Source organism: Desertibacillus haloalkaliphilus (assembly GCF_019039105.1).
In the GTDB taxonomy this organism is placed as follows: domain Bacteria; phylum Bacillota; class Bacilli; order Bacillales; family KJ1-10-99; genus Desertibacillus; species Desertibacillus haloalkaliphilus.
Window position 1 is genome coordinate 56,168 of record NZ_JAHPIV010000011.1, and the last position, 16,768, is coordinate 72,935.

General features: G+C 40.4%; 13 protein-coding genes. 8 read left to right on the plus strand and 5 right to left on the minus strand.

The window, feature by feature from the left end; genetic code table 11:
- Positions 1-301: 301 nt before the first annotated feature.
- On the minus strand, positions 302-1,477 hold the full coding sequence (locus tag KH400_RS13320) for a hypothetical protein (RefSeq protein WP_217225273.1): 1,176 nt from the start codon (positions 1,475-1,477) through the stop codon (positions 302-304).
- A gap of 205 nt (positions 1,478-1,682) precedes the next feature.
- On the opposite strand from KH400_RS13320, the gene KH400_RS13325 reads away from it, so the two are divergent.
- From KH400_RS13325 to KH400_RS13340, 4 genes are all read left to right on the plus strand, one after another.
- The gene (locus KH400_RS13325) at positions 1,683-3,926 is read left to right on the plus strand and encodes a YheC/YheD family endospore coat-associated protein (RefSeq protein WP_217225275.1); all 2,244 of its coding nucleotides are present in this window, start codon (positions 1,683-1,685) and stop codon (positions 3,924-3,926) included.
- 139 nt (positions 3,927-4,065) lie between these two features.
- The gene (locus KH400_RS13330) at positions 4,066-4,713 is read left to right on the plus strand and encodes an SDR family oxidoreductase (protein ID WP_217225277.1); all 648 of its coding nucleotides are present in this window, start codon (positions 4,066-4,068) and stop codon (positions 4,711-4,713) included.
- A gap of 163 nt (positions 4,714-4,876) precedes the next feature.
- The gene (locus tag KH400_RS13335; RefSeq protein ID WP_217225279.1) at positions 4,877-5,209 is read left to right on the plus strand and encodes an alpha-helical endospore appendage domain-containing protein; all 333 of its coding nucleotides are present in this window, start codon (positions 4,877-4,879) and stop codon (positions 5,207-5,209) included.
- 18 nt (positions 5,210-5,227) lie between these two features.
- Positions 5,228-5,689 (plus strand): hypothetical protein, encoded by a 462-nt coding sequence (locus tag KH400_RS13340; RefSeq protein WP_217225281.1) that lies wholly within the window; start codon positions 5,228-5,230, stop codon positions 5,687-5,689.
- On the opposite strand, the gene KH400_RS13345 is transcribed toward KH400_RS13340, so the two are convergent.
- On the minus strand, positions 5,686-6,045 hold the full coding sequence (locus KH400_RS13345) for an alpha-helical endospore appendage domain-containing protein (protein WP_217225283.1): 360 nt from the start codon (positions 6,043-6,045) through the stop codon (positions 5,686-5,688). The two genes, KH400_RS13340 and KH400_RS13345, sit on opposite strands and share 4 nt — an antisense overlap.
- 109 nt (positions 6,046-6,154) lie before the next feature.
- A complete protein-coding gene (locus KH400_RS13350; protein ID WP_217225285.1) occupies positions 6,155-6,325 on the minus strand; it encodes a Fur-regulated basic protein FbpA in 171 nt (56 codons plus the stop codon).
- A 350-nt stretch (positions 6,326-6,675) separates the two neighbouring features.
- Here KH400_RS13350 and KH400_RS13355 point away from each other — a divergent pair, with 350 nt between their 5' ends.
- Positions 6,676-9,534: a 2-oxoglutarate dehydrogenase E1 component gene (locus KH400_RS13355; protein WP_217225286.1), complete on the plus strand. Its 2,859-nt coding sequence runs from the start codon at positions 6,676-6,678 to the stop codon at positions 9,532-9,534.
- Entirely contained in the window at positions 9,527-10,801 is a 1,275-nt protein-coding gene (odhB, locus tag KH400_RS13360) for a 2-oxoglutarate dehydrogenase complex dihydrolipoyllysine-residue succinyltransferase (RefSeq protein ID WP_217225288.1), read from the plus strand. The genes KH400_RS13355 and odhB overlap by 8 nt, the downstream gene beginning before the upstream one ends.
- Before the next feature lie 48 nt (positions 10,802-10,849).
- Here odhB and KH400_RS13365 read toward each other — a convergent pair whose 3' ends face one another.
- Positions 10,850-12,154 carry a Glu/Leu/Phe/Val family dehydrogenase gene (locus tag KH400_RS13365; RefSeq protein WP_217225290.1) on the minus strand — a complete coding sequence of 435 codons (1,305 nt, stop codon included), beginning with the start codon at positions 12,152-12,154 and terminating at the stop codon, positions 10,850-10,852.
- A 184-nt stretch (positions 12,155-12,338) separates the two neighbouring features.
- Here KH400_RS13365 and KH400_RS13370 point away from each other — a divergent pair, with 184 nt between their 5' ends.
- Complete coding sequence (locus tag KH400_RS13370) at positions 12,339-13,742, plus strand: NAD-dependent malic enzyme (protein WP_246589557.1); 1,404 nt, start codon at positions 12,339-12,341, stop codon at positions 13,740-13,742.
- A 229-nt stretch (positions 13,743-13,971) separates the two neighbouring features.
- Positions 13,972-14,526: a hypothetical protein gene (locus KH400_RS13375; RefSeq protein ID WP_217225292.1), complete on the plus strand. Its 555-nt coding sequence runs from the start codon at positions 13,972-13,974 to the stop codon at positions 14,524-14,526.
- Positions 14,527-14,874: 348 nt separating this feature from the next.
- Here KH400_RS13375 and KH400_RS13380 read toward each other — a convergent pair whose 3' ends face one another.
- A complete protein-coding gene (locus tag KH400_RS13380; protein WP_217225294.1) occupies positions 14,875-16,644 on the minus strand; it encodes an S-layer homology domain-containing protein in 1,770 nt (589 codons plus the stop codon).
- Positions 16,645-16,768 lie beyond the last annotated feature (124 nt).

Sequence of the window (16,768 nt, forward strand, 5' to 3'; positions counted from 1 at the left end):
TGGATATAAATGTGCGCGAACGAGGGTCGTTCCTTCATCGAAAGCTCGTGGCTGTGTTTTTATCAAGTAGGGTTCACAGGCCTGCTGTAGGTTAACGTAGGGGTCAATCGGTCGAAGTGGCGTTGTTACCATTGATTTACGCCTTTTTATCGATTTTTGAAAATCTCTAAATAATAAAAGGTTTAGTGGGATCTTATCATAGATTAAGGGTTGAAATGTAGCGAGGAATTGGAAGGTGTCCTCCCATATCCTCTGGTGTGTCAATTTCAATTTATTCACTCCCTTATCATTAAACTAATGGTTAAAACCCTTTCTTACAGTTTGCTTCGATATCATCCCAGTTCATATAGATACGCGTAATATCTTCTTCCCTTAAATCAGTTCCCATTTGTACCTCAATCATATCTAAATCTGTGAGTGCCTTTACAGCATGTTCGGCACCTTGCGAAATTTTTAGAACATCCCCTTGTTGAATAGGTTGTAACGTTTGATTGTAAGCAAATAAGCCGAGTCCGTCCGTAATTGTCCAAATTTCTTTACGATGCTGGTGTAGTTGGTAGCTAATATTTTCCCCTGCATACACATGAATTCTCTTAACAAGAATTTGTTCTGTCCCAGAAAAGTAATAGCTGAGAACTTCATACCAACCCCAACGACGTTCTTCAAACATTGATCGATTACTGAGGTGACTCAGGTCCTCTGTTAACTTACGCCACTCCCCGTGATAAGGGACAGCAATGACGTTCGTTTCTTCTGTAATGAGCTCATCTTCCAATCTCGAATGTTTTATTTTATCACGCGTTGATAGTAATTGTTTGTACGTTTGTGGAAGGTGTTGTCGTTTTAATTGCTTGATCATAGACTTCAAACGAAACATGGATATTCCACTATAACAAAGATCCCCCTGGGAGAAGTGTTTGTAAGCTGTTTCATGTGTATCTGGTCGGGATAATGCTTGAACATGAAAAATCGTTGTAGAGCTATTTTTTTTTGGATGCATTTGCATATAGTCATCGGTTATTGACGGACGTTTTGTTTCTAAACCTAACAGTCCGATATCTGCTTTTGATTTTTCTAGCGCTTGTGCAAGTCGTGATAAACACGAATAATCTAGATCAGTAAATGAATGGAGATTGATGACGGCAATCATTTCATTGGTACTGCAATCGGTTTCTGAATATAAATAAGAACAGGCTAGCAGCACCTTAGAAAATGAGCTTTGAGTAGCTGGTAGCGTGATGATTTCTGTTGGAGTGATGGATTTGTCATCCATACGCTTTATGTGTTGTTTCGTCGTGACGATGTAGCTCTGGTCTAGTAAATCCAGCTTCTTCAGTTTATTACAGATATGCTCAATCATCGATTGCTTGTTTCCAGTTTTCGTGGGTAGGTTTTTGGTATATGGTGCAGTTTGGGCCTGATAGGATAACAAATGATCATTGTGTTCAAAACCATTGTCTAATAGTAGTAGTTTCATTGGAATGGTCATCCCCTCTTTCATCATGTGGTCGTCTTTAGACTTGTAATTACAAGTATGTATGAAGAGGATGATTCGAAACGGCGCCTTCCTAATCAACTTTCACATTAAAAAAACGTGAAGAGTAGTTGATAGCCGTTTCAAAACATTCTAGTACCAATATAATAGGTATATAATTGGTTTCACGAAGAAAGGGTGACTTCTCATGACCGTACAGGAAGAACAAATCGGCAATCTAGGAGTTTTAATACCGAATATCGGCTTTCGAAAATTGGCTAGACAAAAAGCCCACTACCGATTAAAAGCACTGGCAGAAGCAAATGAGAACATGGCTTGGAATTTATATTTTTTTTCGATAAATCGTGTAGACATTGAAAATGAAGAAATTACCGGTATTTATTATGATTTCTGGGAAAGGAAATGGTTGAAAAAGCAGTTTCCATATCCAGATGTTCTTTACCGCCGTGGTGGACCAACGAAAAAATATAAGGAGAATTACGATACATTTATGAAGCAATGCAAAAAGCAGGAGACGATCTTCTTAAACCCTACTTCATTTGGAAATTGGAAGATTTACGATTATTTTAGTACGGTAGAGTCCTTGCAACAGTATTTACAAGAGACGTTAATTTATGAACAACAAATTGATTTGATCAAGATGCTAGAGAAGTATCAGCGGGTCTATTTAAAGGGGTGTAACGGTAGGAAAGGGAAGTATGTTGTTCGTGTTGAACAACAAGAAGAGGGGTATTACGAGTATTGCTATTATGATCAGACGAGTGAAGCAACAATTTCCGAGCGTACAAAATTGAGTGACTTACTCACTTTTGTAGAGCGCTTCTATGAGGGGAAAGCATTCATGGTGCAAGAAGCGATTGATCTCTTGGAAGTCGATGGTCGCAAAATTGATTTGCGCGCGGAACTGCAAAGAAACGGTGATGGAATGATACAAATTACCGGGATTTCAGCGCGGCTCGCTCGTGAGAATTCACCGATTACAACGCATTCAGATGCGATCACGCTTGATCAATTGTTAGGTGAATTATCACTAGAGGTGAACAAAAAAGAAGCGCTGAAGGAGACCATTCACGAGTTTTTATACACGGTCTATGAAGAGATTGAAAAGAAATATGGTGTATGTGCTGAAATGGGAATTGATTTTGCACTCACCAATGACCTTCAAATTAAATTTATTGAGTGTAATTCACAAAGTACGAAGGTCTCGCTCATGAAAGCATATGGTGAAGCGACTTTTAAAGAAGCATTTGCAAATCCACTTTTATTTTCAGAATATTTGTTACGTGAACGAGAACATGAACAGAGAGTAAGCGAACCACCAATGGAACGTCCGATTGTCGGAACATTTGTGCCGAAGAGATCGATTAATCGACTACTTAAACAACAAGAGAGTGAACGAATGAAACGACTAAGTAAAGGCAGCGAGGAAGCAGGAACATCGTTGTATTTTTTTGCGATTCAAGATGTTGATTTTGACGAAGCACGAATCCAAGGAACGTACTTCGATTCAGAGGATGATATCTGGAAACGAAAATGGTTCCCATTTCCTGATGTCATTTATAACCGGAGATCTGCAGGTCAGACACAAGAACGGACGCAACGGTTTAAAGCAGTGGTAAAGGAACAAGGTATACCGTTCATTAATTCAGAGGATGATTTTGATAAATGGGAGTTTTACAACCGCTTAAGCAGGAACCATACGATTTCTCAATATGTCCCTGAAACAAAGTTGTATGATCCTGAACTTCTCATCGATTTCCTAGAGCAGCATCAAACGATTTATTTAAAAGCAAACGTTGGTAGGTATAGCCGTACGGTCATGCGCGTCAAACGTATAGATACTAATCACTATCAATATAGTATGGTTGAAGATGACCTGAAAAGTCATGAAGTACAATCGGTTGAAGAGTTAACGCAGGGGATCAATCAATATTTTGGGGATAAAATGGTATTGATGCAACAAGGGGTTCAGGTGTTGTCGATCAATGATTCGATGATCGATTTCCGTGCGGAAGTCCAGCGTGACGATCACGGGGAATTAGAGGTTGTGGCTAATTCAGTTCGTGTAGGGGCAAAACATGCTCCGGTGACAAGTACGCGTGCGGGCGCGTCGATTTATACGTTTGAAGATTTCTTCACCAATCAATACGGTTGGTCTGATGACATGAGTCAAAATTGGAAGCAGAAGATCAATCAGTTTTTACGAGAGGTTTATCGTACTGTCGAAGAGGAGTATGGACACTTTGGTGAAATGGGGATTGACTTTGCGATTGATCAAGAGGAAAGACTTTGGTTAATTGAATGCAATACGAAATCTGCAAAGGTTGCATTAATGGAGTCGTATGATGAAGAACGGATCGATAAGGCGTTCACTAATCCCCTTCGCTTTGCAAAATATTTGTATCAACAACAACGAGTAACACTTTCGTAACTCACATGGATCACTCCTTGTGAGTTATTTTATCGTTCTTTAGCTATCACAGGTACTTGTGCATATTTTTGGGAATTGATGAGTGCAAGTGCTATACTTAATCTGTGTCGCACAGGAAAATTTGAAGGGAGCGATTGCAGTGAGAGTATTAGTTGTTGGAGCCAATGGTCAAATTGGTAAACATATTGTACGAATCCTAGGTGAAAGTAACAAACACGAAGTAAGAGCGATGATTCGCAAACAAGAACAATCAGCAGCCTTGGAAGCTGTTGGAGCAGAAACAGTGATTGCTGATTTAGAAGGAGATGTAAAGGGAATAGCTGAAGCAGCCAAAGGTTGTGATGCGGTTATTTTCACCGCTGGATCTGGTGCACATACGGGTGCTGATAAGACGATTTTAATTGACCTAGATGGTGCGATTAAAACGATTGAAGCTGCTGAACAAGCGCAAGCAAACCGCTTTGTCATGGTTAGTGCGATTAATGCTGATAAGCGAGAAAAATGGTCAGAGCAAATTCGTCATTATCACGCAGCTAAACACTATGCAGATGAACGTCTGAAAGCTAGTGACTTAAATTATACCATTGTACGTCCAGGAGGATTAACCAATGATCCTGGTACAGGTAAAGTTTCGATTGCCAAAAATCTTGAGCGTGGCTATGTAACAAGAGAAGATGTGGCAAGCACCGTTGTTGCTACACTTGAAGAGGAAAATACGTACCGCCGTGGATTTGACTTAATCGGGGGCGATACCGCAATTGCTGAAGCTCTACAACAATTTAAATAATGATAACAAAAGCCTAGTCCGTGTAAGAGTGAAACATCAGGACAGGCTTTTTTATTCTCAATGAAACAGTGAGTTTTTGTTCTTCGTTCGAATAGATTTTTTTCTATAAACATAGACTGAAGTGAGGTCTGAGAGTATCTATGTAAAGGAAGGAAACGGTGCGATGGCGTTTGATAATTCGAATAAAGAGAACGAAGAACGGACAGCTTCGGATCATATAGGACAGATCTTCACCAGTCTTGTTGAGGATGAACGTGCACTTGTTTCTTTGATTGAGGAGCACACCAAGCAACTCAATCGCTTTGTCGGAAAACATGCTGATTTTCCTACGGATCCTAGTCCTGATGATATTCAAGCGTTGGCTAAATCAAATGACATGTTTTTAAATACAGTCTTTATGAAGCAATGGCTACAAGTCAAAAAGGTCGAAGCGTTATTGCAAATTTGGGAAACGAGTTTAAAAGAAGAGGATGATATTTATCATCAAGAAGAGTAAATCATGGGGGTGTCTTGCGTGAAGGAGCCATTAAAAGAACTACATAGTCAAAATATGAATCTGTTAGAGGCGCTCTCGATGTACGCGGAAGCGCTCTCAACCTTTGAAGGAGCGCTGATAAAAAGAGAAAAAAAGGGACCGGAAACAACCGATCCTTCGTTGATGCGTGCCAAATATGAGGTCAATCAAGCATTACTAACGTTAGTAGAACTCGAATTTATCGTAACAAAAAAAGCTAAGTTACTAGAGCGCGACATAACTGATCGCGATCACCGTGTACAGTTTGATGATCTGCTTAAGCGTCTAGTGAAACAGCGTCAAAAAACGAGAGAGGAGAACGGAAACCTCGTATCATACTATCGGAAGGCATCTGGGATTGAACACGAACAGTTAACGAAACCGCCATCGACACCATGGTTTTCCAGTAAGCGTCACTTAAATAAAGGTGACTATGATGGTGGTAAGCCTTCACAAAGTTAGTCTTCCATCAGATTTTCTGCCTCTACTGGTTCATCACCACACCCCTCATGTATATGGGGTTCTTTTTGTTTCCCCTCGTCCTCGATAATTTCAAGGATATCATTGAGTTTAAATTGCAGGAGCATTTCTTTTTTTATAACATTTTGTAACACTTTTTCAGTGTTTTTATTTACTTTAATAATTTCATCAAATGAGGTTGCTTTACAGAGACTGCTTTCGATCTTTTCCCCTTCAGCTTTGAGAATATGGGAAAGCCCAATTTCCTCCATTGCAATGGCGGCCAATAAGAGGTTGATCACATCATCTCTTCGTAAATCAATGTCTGGAGTAATGTTCGGCACGTTTGGTAAGGTCATGATAACTCCTCCCTGAACTTGAAAATTTGACTACATGGTATTCTATGGTTACATGCCTATTATGTGACTCGTTATCTCAACAAGGAGTTATCGATTGTTCGTAACGTTCTTATACAGAACAAAAGGCATCCGGGAGGTCCAACGTTGAACAAATAAGAAGCTCTAGCTCTTCTTCACTTGCTTCATAAAATTGACGACCATCCGGCATTTTATAAAGTTCATTTTGTAAAAGGGCATCGATCAATTGGTCTTTATCAACTTGATCTTGTGTGTAAAACATACGCATCCCCCTTGATATGATGTAAGCGTTTACAATCTTATTATAAAGGGGAAGATGTCAATTGTCAAATTATTTACAGTTTCTGTTCAATTTATTAAATTTCACGTACCATATTTACAAGAAAAATAGAAAAATAAGATGTTTAGATGAAAATTTCAATAAAAAGAGGTCTAACAATATGATTTTTCGTTAATAGTAGAAATGGTAACTGTAGGGAAAAGTTTTACATACAACCTGTCACACATTCACAATGATGTTTCATAAAGATGACGTGAGGGTAGTTATTTGTAGAAGAGATTATAGTTAGGTATTTTGTATAAATCTTCACTCAATAGAGGTGTTATTTCAAGATGGATTCAAATACAACAAGAGACAATAACGTATGGGATGCGTTTCATGGGCCTAATATTGCCTATGCGATCGAACTGTACGAAAAGTACAAAACCGATCCTGATTCCCTAGATGATGAGGTGAAGGATCTTTTTGATACGTGGGGGCCCCCGCCCGCACCGTCCATTCAGGATAGGGAGATGCAACAACCAAAGACATTAGAACAAAACGGTCAACACCCGCAACAGTTACAAACGATTGCTGCGGCTTTTCAACTGGCTGAAGCGATAAGAAGTCAAGGTCATTTAGCAGCAAAGATTCAGCCCTTCAACCCTAATGAACAGACAGTTGATATCCTTACGCCTGAGCATTATCAAGTCACAAAGGAAGATCTGATGAGCATTCCGAAGGGGTTGATCGCTCCTCATGCGCCGGATCATGTCAAAAATGGCTGGGATGCGATGCAACACTTGAAAAACGTGTATACCAAAGCGATGGCGTTTGAATTTAACCATATTACAAATCCGGAAGAAAAGAATTGGTTGCAACAAATGGTTGAATCTGAAGAGGCATTTTTATCGCTTACAAATGATAAACGTCAATCATTATTACAGCGGTTGACAGAGGTTGAAAGCTTTGAACGATTTTTGCACCAAACATTTGTTGGACAAAAGCGTTTTTCGATTGAAGGTCTTGATACATTAGTGCCTATGTTAGATGAGACGATTCAAGCTTCCTTGGATGAAGATTGTGATGATGTTGTCATCGGTATGGCTCATCGTGGTCGATTAAATGTATTGGCACATATCGCAGGAAAGCCATATGAGCAGATCTTTTCAGAATTTATGCACGTACCATCCACTGCGTTTGACTCTAATGGAGAGATCAAATCAACGTACGGCTGGACCGGTGATGTGAAGTACCACTTGGGTGGTTCACGTCATGTCACAGATCAAGAGCACAAGACACGTGTGACCTTAGCGTACAATCCAAGTCACCTTGAGTTTGTCAATCCAATTGTTGAGGGATATACGCGAGCGGCACAAGAGGAGCGAGGGCAGCAAGGGCTTCCGGAGCAGAACGAAACAAAGGCACTTGCGGTACTGATTCATGGTGACGCAGCATTCCCAGGTCAAGGTGTCGTGTCAGAAACCTTGAATTTGAGCGGTCTCCAAGGTTACCAGACAGGTGGAACACTCCATATCATTGCAAACAATAACATCGGTTTTACAACCGAGAGTACGGATTCACGTTCAACAACGTATGCGAGTGATGTAGCCAAAGGGTTTGAGGTTCCGATTATCCATGTCAATGCTGATGATCCTGAGGCGTGTTTATCTGCGGTTCATCTCGCGTATCACTACCGAAAAACATTTCAAAAGGACGTTTTAATCGATTTGATCGGTTATCGGCGCTTTGGCCATAATGAAATGGATGAACCAGCCGCAACGCAGCCACAGTTATACAGCTTGATCACAAAACATGAGTCCGTTAAATCTCAATATGAAAAACTGTTGATTGATCGGAAAATTATTACGAAAGAACAAGCAAGTGAGATGAACGATCACGTTCAGAAGAAGTTGGATCGGTCATATGAGAACGTTTCTAAGCAAGAAAAGCAACAAAATGATTCGTTAGAGTCACCAGAAGCTATTAACGAAGGGCTACCGGCGATTGATACCCGAGTTGATCTAGATGTTCTCCGAGTGATCAATCGTGAGTTATTAGAATGGCCACAGGAGTTTCAGGTGTATCCGAAGCTGAAAAAAATCCTTGAACGACGTGAACATGCACTAGAAGCGGATGGAAAGGTCGATTGGTCGCTCGCAGAAACGTTAGCATTTGCAACGATTTTACGAGACGGTACCCCCATTCGACTAACAGGGCAAGATTCAGAGCGTGGAACATTTGCTCACCGTCATCTTGTTCTGCATGATCACAAAAGTGGTGACACGTATACACCGCTGCACCATCTTGCAGAGGCAAAAGCATCATTTGCGATTCATAATAGTCCGTTATCAGAGATATCTGTGGTTGGCTTTGAATATGGTTACAATGTATTTGCTCCGGAAACGCTTGTGCTTTGGGAAGCGCAATTTGGAGACTTTGCCAACGCTGCTCAGGTGATTTTTGACCAATTTGTTTCAGCAGCACGTGCAAAGTGGGGCCAAAAATCTGGTTTTGTCGTTCTTTTACCACACGGGTATGAAGGTCAAGGGCCGGAACATTCGAGCGCTCGTTTGGAACGATTTTTACAGATGTCTGCCGAAAATAACTGGACGGTTGCCAACGTCTCAACTGCAGCACAGTATTTTCATCTGTTACGGCGACAAGCACAGTTGTTAGAAAAGGAAGACGTGCGTCCGCTTGTCATTATGACGCCGAAAAGTTTACTTCGAAATCCACATGCTGCATCAAGCGGTACTGAATTTAGTGAACGCCTTTTCCAACCTGTTTTCGAAGAACAAAAACAGGAGGAAGATGTAGAAAAAGTTGAACGTCTTCTCTTGAGTAGCGGGAAAGTATCACAAGACATTAAAGCGAAGCTAGAAAAACAGAACGTCGATTGGCTTCATGTCGCACGGTTGGAACAGCTCTATCCGTTACCGAAAGAGGAGCTAAATAACGTGATCACTCGTTTTCCTCACTTGAAAGAGATCATTTGGGTACAAGAGGAGCCAAAAAATATGGGGGCGTGGTCATATATCGAGCCTCACCTGAAAGATTGTGCGCCAACCGGAGTGACCGTTGATTATATCGGGCGCAAAGAACGTTCGAGCACAGCAGAAGGAAATCCAAACGTTCATAAACAAGAACAAGCGCGGATTCTAAACGATGCGTTGACACGAACGAATGAAAGGGGTAGTATCAATGGCTGACATTATTGTACCAGAGTTAGCTGAATCGATTACGGAAGGCACGGTTGCACAGTGGCTTAAGAACCCTGGAGATCAAGTAACCAAAGGTGAATATATCGTTGAACTTGAAACTGACAAAGTCAATGTTGAAATTACATCTGATTTTTCTGGCGTATTACAAAATGTCAAGAAAGAAGCTGGTGAAACCGTGACTGTCGGTGAAGTTATCGCAACCATTGAAGAAGGAGCAGAGGCGAGCGAGCTTGAGCAACAAGCAGACAGTGAACCACAGGAAAAGATAGAAGAAGCGAAAACAGACAGTACAGAGCATGAAGAAGAGTCACCACAATCGGAAGGAAAAGATGAGAATGACCCAAACGGGCGTCCAATTGCTTCTCCTGCAGCGAGAAAACTCGCGCGTGAACGTGGGATTGACCTCGAAGAAGTGAAACCACAAGACCCATTAGGGAGGGTGAGAAAGCACGATGTCGCCTCTCATCAAGAGAAGCCAGCATCAAGTCCAACTGATCATAAGCCATTTGCAAGCAGTCAATCGCAACAACAAGCGAGCGATGAAAACAACAATAAGCCTGTGGAACGGATCAAGATGTCACGTCGTCGTCAAACGATCGCGAATCGTTTAGTTGATGTCCAACATCAATCAGCGATGTTAACAACGTTCAATGAAGTTGATATGACAGCGATCCTGAATTTACGAAAACGCCGCAAGCAAGCGTTTCAGGATGAACATGGGGTAAAACTTGGCTTTATGTCCTTTTTCACAAAGGCTGTTGTCGGAGCCCTTAAGAAATTTCCTTTACTTAATGCAGAAATACAGGGAGATGAAATTCTTCTAAAACATTACTATGATATCGGTGTCGCTGTGTCGGCTGACGATGGTCTTGTCGTTCCTGTTATCCGTGACGCTGACCGACTTGATTTTGCTGGCATTGAAAATGAAATTAATGACCTCGCCGAAAAGGCACGCGACAATAAATTAAAGCTTAACGAGTTACAAGGTGGAACCTTTACAATTACCAATGGCGGTGTATTTGGCTCACTTTGGTCAACACCGATCTTAAACAGTCCGCAAGTCGGAATTCTTGGCATGCATAAAGTTCAAACCCGACCAGTGGCGATTGATGATGAGAGAATGGAAAATCGACCAATGATGTATATTGCGCTTTCTTACGATCATCGTATTGTCGATGGCAAAGAAGCAGTTAGCTTTCTTGTCAAAGTAAAAGAACTACTAGAAGATCCGGAGTCATTGCTCTTAAACGGGTAATGAACGATAAAAAGATATGGTGGTGTCCAGAAGGCACCACCATTGTTTTTATTTTGTTAAATCAGCATTCTTAATCCAACCTCTCGCTTTAAAGGCTTTTACAAGGTGCTGAATGCCGACCATATAAGCCGCTTTTCTCATGCGGCTTTTTTGTTGCTGTCTCATCCGTAATACATTTTCAAACCCTGATACCATCCGCTCTTCAAGCTTTTGGTTGACTTCTTCTTCCTTCCAATAATAATTCATCGCATTTTGAACCCATTCGAAGTAAGAAACCGTTACACCACCTGCATTACATAAAATATCCGGAATCACAAAAATATCTTTTTCTTCAAGGATTTTATCTCCCTCAGGGGTTGTTGGACCATTAGCAGCTTCAGCTACAATTTTGGCTTGAATGAGAGGAGCCGTTTCTTTTGTAATTTGATTCTCAATCGCAGCTGGGACAAAGATATCAACTGGCAAACTAAACAAGTCCTGATTATTTAATGGTTTCGCTTTTGTATACTCTGTTACGCTGCGGCCATCTTTTACAAACGCTAGTAAATCAGGAATATCTAAGCCATTCCCGTCGTAAATGCCGCCGTTAGCATCCGTTACGGCAACGATCTTTACACCTAATTCATCTAAAAACTTTGCCGTCATACTGCCGACATTTCCGAAACCTTGTAGGGACGCGGTACATTGGCGTAAATCCATACCTAAAAATCGAGCAGCTTCTCGGACCATTAATACGACTCCGCGTCCTGTCGCTGCTAATCTGCCTTGTGAACCACCTAAAATGATTGGTTTACCAGTTAGCATTCCCGGAATATTGTAGCCGCGTAAGGTATCGTACTCATCAATCATCCAGCCCATCACCTCTGGGTTTGTATTTACATCAGGGGCGGGTACGTCTTTTTCAGGGCCAATGATTGGAGTGATTTTGCGGATGTACATCCGACTTAATTCTTCTAATTCGCGCTCAGATAACTCTCTTGGATTAACGATGACACCACCCTTACCGCCGCCAAGGGGAAGGTCTAAAATCGCGGCTTTTAGTGACATCCAAATCGATAGTGCTTTGACTTCATCAACGTCAACGTTCGGATGAAAGCGGATGCCACCTTTAGTTGGACCAAGGATATCTAAGTGCTGTGAACGATAGCCTGTAAAATTCCGAATGTCCCCATTATCCATACGTACAGGGATGGAGACCTCTAGAACTCTCATCGGCTTTTTTAAGATATGATAAATGTTCTCATCGAAACCAAGTTCAGAAATGGAATGTTTTAATAGCTCTTTCACAATTTCATATGGGTTTTTATCGTGAGTCGTAATATCTGCTTCGACTTTGTCTTTGATGTCCTTCATTTTTTTGCCTCCATTGTAACGAGATCCTTACTAATAACCTCCCACTTGAGCTCTTTTGTATGTACAAGCTGATCATTCCTTTATTTGTCATATATTTTTTGTTCATAGAGACTTATTACATTCGGGATACTATAACAAAATGCATGCTGAGGGACAACAGAACTTTGAGAAGGGATTGAATCAAATGCCTAAATCCAACATGACGATCATTTTGCGGTTGGACATACATAAGGAACAAGTTTCATTTGGAGAAATTGCAACAATCATTAGCCAATCGGGTGGTGATTTGATTGCAATTGATGTGATCAAAGAAGAACCGAAACGAACCGTCCGGGATATCAGCATCAATCTCAGTAGTAAAAAAGATCAAGAACATTTGATTGATGCCATAAATGAATTAGCTGGTGTCACCGTTCGGCACGTATCTGACCGAACGTTTTTAATTCATTTGGGTGGGAAAATTGAGGTTGCATCAAAACGTTCTATTGATAATCGTGAAGAACTATCTCACGTCTACACCCCAGAAGTTGCGAGAGTCTGTATGGCGATTGAAGAAAATCCTACGCTTGCGTACAATTTAACGATTAAGAAAAATTCAGTCGCTGTAGTCACCAATGGTACAGCTGTATTAGGATTAGGGAAAATCAAACCAGAGGCCTCGCTTCCTGTGATGGAAGGAAAGGCGATGTTGTTTAAACAGTTTGCGAATGTCGATGCATACCCGCTTTGTTTAAATTCAGATGACACCGAAGAATTGATTCAAATGATAAAAGCATTTAGCCCTTCGTTCGGCGGGATTAATTTAGAGGATATCGCTTCACCTCAGTGCTTTGAGATTGAAGAACGGTTAAAAAAAGAACTAGATATTCCAGTCTTTCATGATGATCAGCACGGGACAGCCATTGTTGTGCTTGCAGGTATACTTAACGCATTAAAAGTTACAAACAAGAACATCAACGATTGCAAAATCGTTGTTTGTGGTATCGGTGCCGCTGGTATTGCAATTACGAAAATGCTGTTAACCGCTGGAGCAAAAAATGTCATTGGGGTGGACCGTCATGGTGCCTTACACCGCAATGAAACATACGAGAGCAATATTTGGAATTGGTATGCTGAACAGACGAACCCAAATCAAGAACGTGGCTCACTATCAGATGTGATCATAGGGGCAGATGTTTTTATCGGTGTTTCTGCGCCTGATATTCTTGATGTAGAGGACGTTAAAAACATGGCCGAGGAGCCGATTGTGTTTGCGCTTGCCAATCCGAATCCTGAGATTTCACCAGAACTAGCGAAACCATTCGTTAAAGTGATGGCGACAGGGAGGTCAGATTATCCGAACCAAGTCAATAATGTCTTATGTTTCCCGGGAATCTTTCGAGGGATCCTCGATTGCAGAGCATCAGATATCAACGAAGAAATGAAGCTAGCTGCAGCCAAGGCAATTGCAGCGACGATTGATGAGGATGAATTGAATGAAGATTATATCATCCCAGGTGTATTCAACAGTCAGGTTGTGCCTAACATTCGGGAAGCAGTTATTGAAGCAGGCTATAAAACGGGCGTTGCCAAGAGGGAAACGAATTAAATGCTTAGAAACATGGTATTTCTTTTATTTTCATGAGTGACTGTGGAGACAATTAAAAAATTGAATAACACAGGTCCTAAAGCGGTAAGGTCATTGAAAGAGAATGATCTTACTGCTTTTTTCTAGATATAAGCTTTTGTTATAAAAATAAATTTGGGCTAATGCTGTTACATTTTAGGTGATGACACATACACTGTTGTTGATTTTGATTTTCTAAAGGAGGAAAAATATGTATTATTATCATTATCCACTAGCAAATCAAGCGATCAACTACGAAAGTGCTCCGCAATTTTATCCACGACAGTATCCTAGCATTCATCAAGGATCCGTGCGAAATCAAAATTCAACAGTTCTAAATCGAGCTTTACTTGACAGAAGCCCTTCGAACAGCCAATTACAAAAACAAGCACAAAGTGAAGAAAAAGAAAATTCGTTAGCAGAGCGAGAACCTGAAGAGAAGGATGAAGCTAGCGCAGCAACAACCGAGGAAAGTGAAGTTGAAGGGCGAGAACCTGAAGTGACAAAGACAGAAGAGACCAAAACGAGTCAAAACTCAGGACCTAAAGTGTCATTAAAAGGAAGAGATCCAGAAACCTCGGCATTGGAAGACGACGTTGAAAAAGAACAAACAGAGGAAGAGACATTAGAGCTTGAAACCATGGACAGAAATAGTGAAGCTCGTTCAACGGAAGTCGAAGATAATGATCTACGACAATTATCTTACTCCGTGTATGAGGAGTTACGCGCGATTCGTAAACTATTAGAAGATTCATTGTCGTCATAGGTTTTAATTCATTAAAGTGACAGAGGAGGCGTAGCCCCTTTAGTAACTGTTCACCTCGATAAGGCACAATACACAGGGAGTTAGGCCTAGTTCTATATATTGTGCCTGAGGTGACTGTTCCTAAGTTTTTTAGAAGTTGATTATACCATTATCCACTCAAACTCCCATTTTGACTTTCACGAATCCAATGACGACCCGCTGTTTAATTGCTTGATCCTCACCTTACCCAACTTCAAAATAAGCCATGTTTAGATGTATAAACCCTTTTAGAATTAGAAAATAGAGAAAGTAAATAGTATACAAAAAACAGACCAACAGGAAATTCGTGGTCCGTTTTTTAGGGATTTATTATTGCACGACAAATAAAATATTTGCGCTTGAAGAGTAATCAAAATCGTCAACTCTCACTCCAAGGCTAATGGTTGAGTCATGATTTTGTGTATTCCACCAAATCGCTCTTAACACGTAATCCTCTTGGTCATCAAACCAGTTATCATCATGAATGTCAGCTGTACCAAATTCATTTTCTAAATCCGATAACAAGACAGTATATAATAATTCAAGGTCATCTAAACTTAAATATTCAACCCCTTCAAAGGAGAAAAAAATGGATTCTAGTGAATTAGAGTTAAACGTATAAAGGATGTTTGCGGGGAAGCCAAACTGATAAGCATTATGATAGAATAAAGAGTCTTCGGTTTCGTAAAATAAATCAGATTGTTCCACCTGTTTCACATCTTGTTTTGTCATTCCCGCAGCTACATCACGAATAATACTTGTATCATTATTTTTCTTCACAGTGACGACAGTAGTATCCGTAAGACCATTACTCGTTGTTGCTGTAACTTCTGTTTTACCTTCTGAAATGGCCGTGATTGTACCTGTTTGATCAACCGTTGCAACAGATTCATTGCTTGAAGACCACGAAACAGAACGTGAAGTTGTTTGCGACGGCTGTAGTTCATACGAGAGATTAGCTTGTGAACCTAAAAGAATTTCCATGGTATGATCGTTAATCGTTATATTAGTAGGTAATACCTCTAGGATAGTTATCATAACTGTTGCTTGAATACTTGTATTAGTGATATCACCAGTTATTTCATATTCACCAGGGAGTTCAGTATTAAGGTTTGTGGTATTCCACTCAACATCTTCTTCCCCTTGTTCACCGGTTGTGTAAACAACATCAATTGTTGAAGGTAGTTCTAGTTCTTTTACTGGTGTACTTGCTGAAATCGTAATCGGTTCAATTGTAGCGATATCTGCAATCTCTGGTTGATAGGTGACATGAATGGTTTCTTTTTCCTTTGTATCATTAATTGAAGCCATTACATCTATTGTGTTTTCTCCATTTTGTAATGAAAGTGGATATACCCCGTTCTCACCATCAATCACAACGTTATTTAGAGTTACAACAACTTCAGCATCCTGATGAGCGCTAACGATTATTTGATGATTAACATTCGTTGTGACTAAGCCATGAGTGATTCCTGTGACGTCTAACGAAGGAGTGACTTTTTTAAATGATTCATCAAGCACGCGAGCTAAGAAAACAGAAAATTCAGCTCGTGAAATATTATTTTCCGGTCTAAATGTTTGGTCTGAATACCCAACTGTAATGTCATTTGCAAGTAATGATTCAATTGAGTCATAAGCCCATGAGTCTAAGTCAACATCATGGAAGGGAACTTCTGTATTCCCAGATAATTCATAGGCCCGCACTAATATGGCTGCCATCTCTTGGCGTGATAGTGTTTGTTCAGGTTTAAACTCTCCATCGGGGTAGCCACCGATGATCCCTGCCTCAGCACTTGCACCAATTTCTTCTAAAGCCCAGTGAGATTGAGGTACATCATTAAAAGTAGACTTTTCAGTCGGTAATCCTAATTCTCTTACAATAATTGCCGCAGCCTCAGAGCGTTTTATATCATCATTAACGCCAAACTGTCCATTTGGATACCCTCCGATAACACCGATATCTGATAAGAATTCTATTTCTAATTTTGCCCAGTGACTGTTCACATCGGAAAATGTAGTTTCAGCTTTTATATTTAGAAATGGAATCGTAAAAACAAATAAGTAAGTCAATACAAACAATAAAAGGGATGTTTTTTTCAAAATATCGCCACCTCAATATCTCGTTTTAGAGTACGAACAACAGACTAACACATAAAAATTCAGTAATCATTAGTAATATAAAACCAGGGCAGGATATTTTCAACTTTGATGAATGTCCAAGGGC